The organism is Streptomyces sp. NPDC020490 (assembly GCF_044335305.1).
Taxonomy (GTDB): Bacteria; Actinomycetota; Actinomycetes; order Streptomycetales; family Streptomycetaceae; genus Streptomyces.
Genome location: NZ_JBIRUY010000084.1, coordinates 1 through 7,442 on the forward strand (window position 1 = coordinate 1; position 7,442 = coordinate 7,442).

Sequence of the window (7,442 nt, forward strand, 5' to 3'; positions counted from 1 at the left end):
GCCCCAGCCATGCCCACTCCTCGACCAGCAGCCAAAATCGCGGGCCCCCGAGATCAGCCCAGCTCAGCCACCCCAACCGAAACGGGGAGGTTAGGGCGGCAGGTAGTAGATGGTCGGCCAGTCCTGGGCTGCCTCTCATTCCCGCAGGTCGGCGGCCTTGTGGACGTTGAGATTGTCCCAGACCAGGACGATCGGGCCGCCGAGCTGCCGCAGGTGCCGCTGAGTGACCACATACGGGGTCGCCGGCAGCGGACGCAGGGCCATGTGGTCGCGCACGGCCCGGTGCCCGATGACTTCACCGTGAGTGCCGTGGACCTTCGCCCGCCGCAGTGGGACCCAGGCGGCGAAGGCGGCGTTCAGCTCCTCGATGGAGGAGAAGGCCCGCCCGGCCAGGACGTGGTCACGGACGATGCTCACCTGTCGCTCGACCCGCCCTTTGCCCTGCGGGCGGTAGGCGGCCAGCACGTCGATGTCGAAGTCGTAGTGCCCGGCGAAGGCGACCGCCTCCGGGTGTAGCGGGACCGCCTCGCCGGGAGCGACGTGCCGGCGCACGACCGTCTTGGTGCGGTCGTAGACGATGCTCATCGGAACCCCGCCGAAGTGCGCGAACGCGGCCCGGTGGCAGTCGAGGAACGTGGCCAGGTCCTGGCTGGTGGTGAAGCAGCAGAACGGGTCGCGCGAGTACGACAGCGTCATGTGGAAGGAGTAGACCTTCGGGATGCCGACATGGGCGAGGATCTTGCCCTCGTCTCCCCAGTCGACTTGGGCCTGAGCACCCGGGACGACTTCGAACCGCCGGTGCAGGCCCGCCAGCTCACCCGGGCTGATGCCCACTTCCTCCGCGATCCGGGGCCGGGCCTCCTGCAGATAGAGCTTCACCCGCTGGTAGTTGATGCTGACCCCGTACTCCTGGACGAGACGCTCGTGGATCACCCTTCCCTTGAGCAGGATCTCGGACCTGAGCATCGCGTCAATCACCGGCGCGACCTCATCCACCACCCGCCGAGGCCGCTGATCTGCTGTTTCTCTCTTCGATGGCGCGACCGATGCAGGGTCCTTGAGGTACTTGCTGACCGTCCGGCGGTTCAGCCCCGTCTCCTTCGCGATCTCCCTCAGGCTCATCGCACCGGACTCGTACAGCGGACGAAACCGCCTCAACTCCAGCCACCGATGCGGATCCAAGACCACCGTCAGCCGCCTCCCTGCCACCCCGAACCGACAGCAGCAGACTCACGGCCAACACCTCCTCACCGCATCAAGAATGGTGCACTTTCATCCGTACGAGGTGGTGCACGTTCGCTTGTACGCCGACATCAACTGCCCCGCGAGCGTGGGCTGGTTGTTCTTCACCGACAGCAGGTAGTGCGCGTGGCGGTCCTCGACGAGGTAGCGGGCGTGATCCTTCTGCGCGTGCATCGCGTCCACCGTGATCACGGCCTCGTGCAGGTCCGCGTCGTCGATGGCGTCCAGGAGCGGGGCGAACTCAGGAATCTCGTTGGTCTTCGCGCCGATCTCGCGCAGGGCGGCGGTCAGTGCGTCGTCGTGACGGACGGCGGTCAGGACGAACATCCGGCTGCCGTCGGCGCGGACGGCTCCGCGCAGGCACTTGGCGTCCACGGCGAACGCCCGCCGCCTCAGCCGGACCGGGTCAGGGGCAAGCACCGCAGCTCGGTGGGCACGGCGCTGTTCGCGTTCGGGGACGCCGTCGGGGCTCAGCGGTCCGGCGGCGGGCGACGCCGGCGCGGTGAGCCGGGCGAAACCCGCGGCGGTCAGCGCGCCGGGATCCACTTTGGCGAAGGCGTCCCGCAAAGTCCGCTCGCCCGGAGCCCGGTACCGGCCGGCGAACGGATCGAACGGGCAGCCCAGACGGGCCAGCACCTCCTGATCGCACCGACGGGCCCATTCCGCGATCGCAACCAGGGAGTTGTGCCCGGCCGCCGTCATCGCACACACCCCGATCGCAAGCAGCGTGGCCAGCCGATATCGAACGCCCCGCGGATCACGCGGGTCGGGCACCTTGGCCAGCGCCTGGAGCAGCCCGTCCGCCGGCACCTCCCCGACCACACCGGTGGACGAGCAGGGCGACGTGCCCAGGGACACGGACACGAGGGAGGATGGAGCGACGAGCACGGCAGCCTTGCTGATCTGGGAGCGTAGAGTACTCCATGATCCACAAGAGCCGTGCTCGCCTCATGCCCGGGCATCGATGATCAACCAGTCAGACCGGGAGCGAAGGGACTCTCCCCGGGGCCCTGCTGATGACCCTGGTTCGCAGATAGGCATCAATTACCCATGTATGCGTTGACCATTTGATGCTTACTAGCAGCAGGAAATCCCGCCGACCAGAGTATTGGCACTATAGTGATTAACCCTCCCTCGGATATTTCCCTCGAATCATCGCGCGAAGCGCATTCGAGGATCGCACCTCATATTGTCAGGACCCCTCTCCTGCGCTCAAAATATCCCAACGCCGGTGAAATATTCCTGAAGTGCGATAACCTTCAAGTCACCGGTTCCTTCAAGGTGCGGGGGGCACTGAACGCCCTCCTCGGCTACCAGGAGCAGGACTCGGAGACCTGGGCCGTCATGAAGGAGTACGGAATCACAACGTGCAGTTCCGGAAACTTTGCCCAGGGTCTGGCCCATGCGACGCGGAAGTTCGGGATTCCCCTTACTGTTGTGGTGCCTGATTTTATACGGCCGTCCAAGTTGGAAAGAATTTATCAGTTCAATTCTGATGTCAGGGTTTTGAAGATTCCCTATGCCTCTTGGCGGGAGACCATGGTCTCTTCTCAGCACGCCAATGCAAGCGGATTCTTCCTTTCGGGCGAATCCGACTTCCATGTGTCCTGCGGGATCGCCACCATCGGGTTGGAGCTGCTTGAGGATCTTCCAGATGTGGACGCTGTGCTTGTGCCCTATGGTGGCGGGAATCTGACCTACAGTCTGGCGAAGGTCCTTGAGTTCGCCGGCCGTCGTATAGATGTTTATCCTGTTGAAATCTCTACCGGCGCGCCTTTGCGTGCGTCCGTTGAGGCAGGGACTCCCCAGGACGTGGATTACGAGGAATCCTTTATAGACGGCATCGGCGCCAGTTTTGTTATTCCCGAACAGTTCTACCGGGTTAGAGAAGTGATCTCCGATGTCCTGGTTGTAACTCCCGGAGAGGTGGCCGAATCCCTGACATCCCTCCTTTTGACGGACAAGCTTCTGTGTGAAGGTGCCGGCGCGGCCCCATTTGCAGCCGCACTCAAGTACGCCCCTTTTTACGGCTGGCGAAAACCGTGCGTGGTGATCAGTGGCGGGGTAATCGACTCTGGCGTTCTGGCGGACTGTATTGCGCTGCAGAAATCGGCCGCCTGAACATTTCAAAGCACTTTATGTGAGGAGATTTTTGATGATATCTGTTCAGCGGGTAGGCCTGGCGCTGGGGGCCCGCGTGACAGGTCTCGACTTGTCCCGAGAGGTTTCGGAGGAGGAATGGGCGCTGATCCTCCGTGCCTTCCATGAGCACAGCCTTCTTGTCTTCCCGGGTCAGGATTTGACAGTGGCTCAGCTGAAGCGATTTGGCGAGAGGTTCGGCCCGCTTGAGGTGCATGATCACTTGTTGCCGGTCACTGTCGAGGGTCATCCCGAGTGCATGGTGTTGCACAATAATGCCGAGAAGCCGCCGGGGCTGAATTCTTGGCACACCGATAACAGTGGGTGGCCCAGGCCTCCGTTGGGGACAGTTTTGCATGCGAAGATATCCCCGCCCCTCGGGGGCGACACTATGTTTTCCAACATGTATACGGCGTACGAGGCCCTGTCGGCGCCGATGCGGGACTTCCTCGCGGATCTCAGCGGGATTCACGACGTGAAGAAGGCGTTCGGGCCAAATTATGCGGAGCTCCAGCGATCCCTGGCGAAGAAGGGGATCGACGCCGATGGAAATTTCGCTCATCGCGGTGTCGTGGAGCATCCCTTGGTGCGAGTTCATCCGGAGACCCGGAAGAGGGCCCTCTACGTTTCCGAGCCCTATCTCACAGGGGTGAAGGGGCTCTCGCAGCGGGAAGGGGAGGCATTGCTCGAGTTTCTCTACCGCCATATCGAAACAAATGAGTTTGTGTATCGCCATGTCTGGAGCGAGGGCGACGTGCTCGTCTGGGACAATCGCTGCACTCAGCATCTGGCGGTCGCCGACTACTATCCCCAGGAACGCCTCATGCACCGGCTGAATATTGCGGGAGAGAAACCAGTCGGGGTTTCTTGATCCCAGGGCGCGGAGGACACGACAAGGAATTTCGATCGTGTAGATCGATAACGAACAGCGGACTGGAAATTATGCTGAAAGAACTGGCGCCCCCGTCCTATTTGGGGGTCGGTCGATTTTTTGGGAATTCGCATCCGAACCTTGCATTCGTGCGGGCTGTCCTGGAACAGCGGATACCCGGCAGCGTATTCGCGAATTTCGACAGACATGGCGACCCCGTCACCGTCCTGATCACCACGGGATCACCTTTCTGCTTCCTTTCCGGTTATTTTTCTCCAACCGTCATGGGTGAGGTGGATGCGATCCTTGCAGATCGACCTTTCGTTAGACTTGTTCACTCCCGCTGGGGTCCCGAAGAACTCGTAGGAGATCTTCACAGTTTCGGCTTCAAGCAAGTGGAAAGGATTCAACTCAGCATCCCCGGCGTGCGCGCCGGCGACTACCGGGTTCACGATCAGGTGCCGGGTGGTTTCACCCTGGAGAGAGTGACCGAAGAAATCTTCCACCGGCTCAACTGGCGAGACCCGGTGCTGGATATCTTCGGCACCATGGAAAATTACTTGTCCCACGGATACGGGGTCTGCATGCTCTCCAATAATATCGTTGTGGCCGAATCGCACGGCGTCATTGGAGGCGGCCTCGTGGAACTGGGAAGCATCACCCATCCGGAATACCGAAGAAGGAGCTTCTCCTCCATCACCATGTCGGAAGCAATCCGCCATGGAGCCAGGCTGGGTCTCGCACCGGTGACGTCGATGGACGTAGAAAATCGAGCCTCCTTCGCGACGTGCGCCGGGCCGCTGAGAATGAGCATGGATTTCCGCTATCACCTGCTGACCAGACAGGCCGACTAGAAATCGCGAATCAACCAAATCTACCAGGTTGCGGGATCTGTATACGCAAGGTTTAACCTCGATTCTTCAGAGGTCGTGAGTGCATGACCAGGTCGCTGGTTCGCCCTGTTTGTTCCGCGTGATCGCGGGCGGGGCCTTCGCGTGTCGCTGCGGCTGCGCCGGGGTTCCACGGCTCCCGGAGTGTGCTGGTCCTGCTCCTTTCTGGTCTTCGTCGGGTCTGGCGGCCGGTCGTCAGGTGATGGCCGGGAGTGCGGTCAGCCGCTGCCAGCAGGTGGTGAACGAGGTTGCCCAGGGCCAGGTCCGCTCGATGCGCAGCCAGCGGCGGCGGGCGTGGTCGGTGAGTCGGGCGGGCAGGTGGTAGAGGCGGAAGCGCATAGTGTCCGGCTCGGCGTCGGCCAGGCCGTCGATGTCGTGCAGGGCCAGGAGCCGCAGCCATGCGTCGAGATCGGCGGCGAGGTTCGCGGCGAGCGTCCAGCCGCGGTTGACCTCCCAGGAGGCGGAGGGCAGGTTGTCCAGCCCCATGGCCTTGTTGGTGCGCACTCGGTCTTCCACGCCGGCGTGGGAGCGGTGCAGCACGTCCAGGAACTGGCTGTGGCCCGAGCCGGCGATGCCCCACATGTGACGGATGTTGGTCGCGGTGATGCAGTAGCGCCAGCCGGTCTTCTTCTCGAACGCGGTCAGCTTCTTCAGGTGCCGCCGGGTCGGACGCACCCGGCGCACGATCAGCCGCATGCCCTCGGGCCAGCCATCACGGGTGTTTAGGCCGGTCAACTCGGCGACGAAGTAGCCCTCTTGGAGGCTGCCGTCCTGGTGCACGGAGGTCTCCCAGGCGGCCTCGGGCAGGCGGGCGATGGCCTTCTCGTCATCTTCGGTGATCTTCCAGCCGACGGTGTAGCGGACCGTGCGCCGCGTGGTGTTCAGGGCTTCCAGGTGTTCCAGCAGTCCGTGGGTGGCTCCGGCCCCGTCCACCCGGACGAGGATCTTCGCGGCCGACGATCCGGGGATCTGCGCGAGGGCCTCGGTGAGCACGCGGATGTGGTCGGCCACTGTGTTGGCCCCGGCGTTCCCCGGTCGCAGGAGCATGGCCAGGGACTCGGTGGTGTTCGCGCACCACGCGGCGAGCGGATGAAACCCGAACGTCTTTTTGAAGGTGACCGCTGCCCCGGCCTTCTTCGATGCGGCGGTGATGACGGTGGCGTCGAGGTCGATGACGATCCAGCCGGTCAGCCGCTTGCCCGCCACCGTCAGCCACGGGAAGCCGCCCGGCCGCAGATGCAGCAGACTCCACACGTGTCGGCGCACCTTCGCCCGCGCCTTTGCAATCTTCGCCAGGGTGGCCCCGTCGAGCATGGCCAGCGTGCGCCGCGCGGTGGAGTCCGAGGCCGCGATTCCGAACAACGGCCGGTGATGCAGCTGGAGTTGCTCGGCCTCCGATAAGTTCGCCGCCCCGAGCACGATCGCGATCGCGAGGTGCACCAGCACCCCGGCGCGGTCCCGCCAGCCGGCTGCGGTGCTGGACGGCAGCACCCCGGCCAACGCGTCCGTCAGCCCCGTGCGGTCCGCGCATCGGCGCAGCAGCACCGCCCCGGCATGCCCGATCAGTCTCTTCCCGTCAGCCACCACGGACAGCCGACGGTCCCACCCTGTACTCTCGACCACCAGAAAGGTGCCTTGCTCCCGCAGCGGATATGACCTAGACACTCACATCCTTGCAGGTCAACGGCACCTTTCTGCTATCGGAGCGTCAGATCACCCAATTCCGCTGAATACCCAGGGTTAACCTCAGGGAAGGAGAGGAAGCTCTATGGGCAAATCCGAAACAGGCCGGGATTTTGAATCCTCTCCCTCCCCGGGCTGCCTTTTCGGCTGGCCGTCGACCACGACTGCAAGGCGTGGGAGCTGTCCGGCGCGAAAGACGCCGTCGGCAAGACCACGGTCATCGCGGACGGCGGCTACCGCGGCACCGGCCTGGTCATCCCGCACCGCCGCGAGAAAGGCCAGACCGAACTCCCGGCCTGGAAAGAAGAGCACAACGCCTCCCACCGCAAAGTCCGCGCCCCCGTCGAACACGTCTTCGCCCGCATGAAGGGATGGAAGATCCTTCGCGACTGCCGGCTGAAAGGCGACAGCGTCCACCACGCCATGCTCGGCATCGCACACCTGCACAACCTCGTCCTTGCCGGGTGACGCAGAAACCAGCAGACCACCGGGCACGTCAGAGATCATTTACGGGACATCCCTTCAGGGCTTGATCAAGTTCCGTTGAGGTCGGGCTTGTAGGTGATGCCCAGGATGGGGAGGGCCCGTTCGGGTTGGTCGCGGATGGCGCGGGTGGT

The 7,442-nt window shown here is 63.4% G+C and carries 5 protein-coding genes and 2 pseudogenes; 4 read left to right on the plus strand and 3 right to left on the minus strand.

What is annotated here, in order from left to right; translation table 11 throughout:
- Positions 1-174: 174 nt before the first annotated feature.
- Positions 175-1,188 (minus strand): annotated as a pseudogene (gene istA / locus ACH4ZX_RS39930) (IS21 family transposase); the annotation flags it as partial.
- Between the two features lie 84 nt (positions 1,189-1,272).
- Positions 1,273-2,130 carry a transposase family protein gene (locus ACH4ZX_RS39935; protein ID WP_398283796.1) on the minus strand — a complete coding sequence of 286 codons (858 nt, stop codon included), beginning with the start codon at positions 2,128-2,130 and terminating at the stop codon, positions 1,273-1,275.
- Between the two features lie 231 nt (positions 2,131-2,361).
- Between ACH4ZX_RS39935 and ACH4ZX_RS39940 the strand changes: the two genes are divergently transcribed.
- The 3 genes from ACH4ZX_RS39940 (at position 2,362) to ACH4ZX_RS39950 (ending at position 5,106) form a co-directional block, all read left to right on the plus strand.
- Positions 2,362-3,363: a pyridoxal-phosphate dependent enzyme gene (locus ACH4ZX_RS39940; RefSeq protein ID WP_398283798.1), complete on the plus strand. Its 1,002-nt coding sequence runs from the start codon at positions 2,362-2,364 to the stop codon at positions 3,361-3,363.
- A gap of 34 nt (positions 3,364-3,397) precedes the next feature.
- Positions 3,398-4,252, plus strand: a complete 855-nt coding sequence (locus ACH4ZX_RS39945) for a TauD/TfdA dioxygenase family protein (protein WP_398283800.1) — start codon at positions 3,398-3,400, stop codon at positions 4,250-4,252.
- Positions 4,253-4,323: 71 nt separating this feature from the next.
- Positions 4,324-5,106 carry a GNAT family N-acetyltransferase gene (locus ACH4ZX_RS39950; RefSeq protein ID WP_398283802.1) on the plus strand — a complete coding sequence of 261 codons (783 nt, stop codon included), beginning with the start codon at positions 4,324-4,326 and terminating at the stop codon, positions 5,104-5,106.
- 231 nt (positions 5,107-5,337) lie between these two features.
- Here the strand turns inward: ACH4ZX_RS39950 and ACH4ZX_RS39955 are convergent, their stop codons facing one another.
- Entirely contained in the window at positions 5,338-6,807 is a 1,470-nt protein-coding gene (locus ACH4ZX_RS39955) for an IS1380 family transposase (RefSeq protein ID WP_398283804.1), read from the minus strand.
- A 177-nt stretch (positions 6,808-6,984) separates the two neighbouring features.
- Between ACH4ZX_RS39955 and ACH4ZX_RS39960 the strand changes: the two are divergent.
- Positions 6,985-7,293 (plus strand): annotated as a pseudogene (locus tag ACH4ZX_RS39960) (transposase); the annotation flags it as partial.
- Positions 7,294-7,442: the final 149 nt, after the last annotated feature.